A 1,457-nucleotide genomic window follows, 5' to 3' on the forward strand; every position below is an offset into this window, starting at 1 on the left:
AGGGGATACCGGTTTGTACAATTAAGAAAGCAACGGCAGGCAAGGGGAATGCGTCGAAAGAAGAGATGATAGAGGCAATGCGTGCAAAAGGACACGCGCCTTGTGATGATAATGAAGCAGATGCTTTGGCAATTTTACATTTAGTTAAAGAGAGGGAGATCACGAATGATGTCCAGTAATAAAGTAGAGTGTGTAAAGTTTAATTCAGATAAGTTTTTAAAAGAGCTTATGGGTTTAAAAGCAACAGAGAAGGCAGTTTATACAACCCTTGTGTTGCTTATGAATGATAAGAAAGCGCCTCTTATCAATAATGCGTCTTATTTATCGAGTTGGTGTGGGTGTTCAGTGAAAACGTTTCAAAAGACATTAGAGACTTTAATAAGCATGGGTTACATCACGCGTTTAGAGAATGGGAACTTATGGCATAGGTCATTAGCTTTTGATTATACAATTAGCAAAGCTTCAGAAAGGGCTTCAAAAGCAGCGCATATAAGGTGGAGTAAGAAAAGAGAGGAGGCAATGCATGTCAACTAAGTTGGCTTGGGTTCGCAGCTTTCCTTCAGATTGTCTTGCAGAAACAAATGGCATGAAAGCATTTCAAATAGCGACATACGTTACATTGAAATGGCACATGCGTAAAAGTGGAGAACCCATTTTTTGTGATCCAGATAAATTAGCACATAGTGCTGGCTGTTCAAAAAAGATCTTTAATAAAGCCTTAGAGTTTTTATTACGTGATAAAAAGATCATTTGTTTAGAAGATGGTCGTTTGTGGAGTTTACAAGTTGAAGAGGAACTCAATAACTCAAATGAAAATTTAAGTAAGTTTTCAGAAAGAGCACAAAAGGCAGCAAAGGCAAGATGGGATAAAGATAAAAGTGATAATGATGTCAAAAATGCTAAGCATGATGCTAAGGATGCTATAAGCAATGCACAAGCAATGCTTAATGATGCCAATCACAACCACAACCACAATCACATATATAATAAAAAAAATAAAACTATCGTTTTATCAAAAAAAGAAATCGATTTTGAAGATTTAGAAACAATCGATTTGGTTGACGAGCCAAGCGAGGTCGCTGATGTTGAAAGCCAACCAGAACAAATCGAAACGGGTGTAGAAAACCAACCACCCATTCACGAGCAAGAAAACGTTTCGAAAAAACCAAAACGTTCAAAAGCTAATCGGGGGTGTCGATTGCCTGCGGATTTCGAACCCGATTACGATTTTGCACTTGCAGAGGGCTTGCCTCCAGAGCGTATCAAAGTCGAAATTGCGAAATTTCGAGATTATTGGAATGCCAAGACAGGTAAGGACGCTAGCAAGCGTGATTGGCAAGCAACATGGCGCAACTGGGTAAGGAATTCAAAAGATCATAAAATCAATCAACAAGGTGGAAACTATGGAAAAACAAGCAATCAACACACAGAACAGCAGCGTGGCTGGAGTTATCGAG

Annotated in this window: 2 protein-coding genes; both read left to right on the top strand. The window is 38.8% G+C overall.

From position 1 onward, the window contains the following. The first annotated feature begins 168 nt into the window (after positions 1–168). The gene (locus tag PVV65_RS09735) at positions 169–534 is read left to right on the top strand and encodes a DUF1376 domain-containing protein (RefSeq protein WP_273790026.1); all 366 of its coding nucleotides are present in this window, start codon (positions 169–171) and stop codon (positions 532–534) included. Then, the coding region (locus PVV65_RS09740; RefSeq protein WP_273790025.1) for a hypothetical protein at positions 524–1,457 on the top strand (934 nt) is incomplete at its 3' end. The genes PVV65_RS09735 and PVV65_RS09740, both read left to right, overlap by 11 nt.

Source organism: Bartonella sp. ML70XJBT, from assembly GCF_028618425.1.
Taxonomy (GTDB): Bacteria; Pseudomonadota; Alphaproteobacteria; order Rhizobiales; family Rhizobiaceae; genus Bartonella.

Bases quoted from the DNA above. Each gene is read 5' to 3' on its own strand.
- PVV65_RS09735 (WP_273790026.1), top strand. From the start codon at position 169: ATGTCCAGTAATAAAGTAGAGTGTGTAAAGTTTAATTCAGATAAGTTT.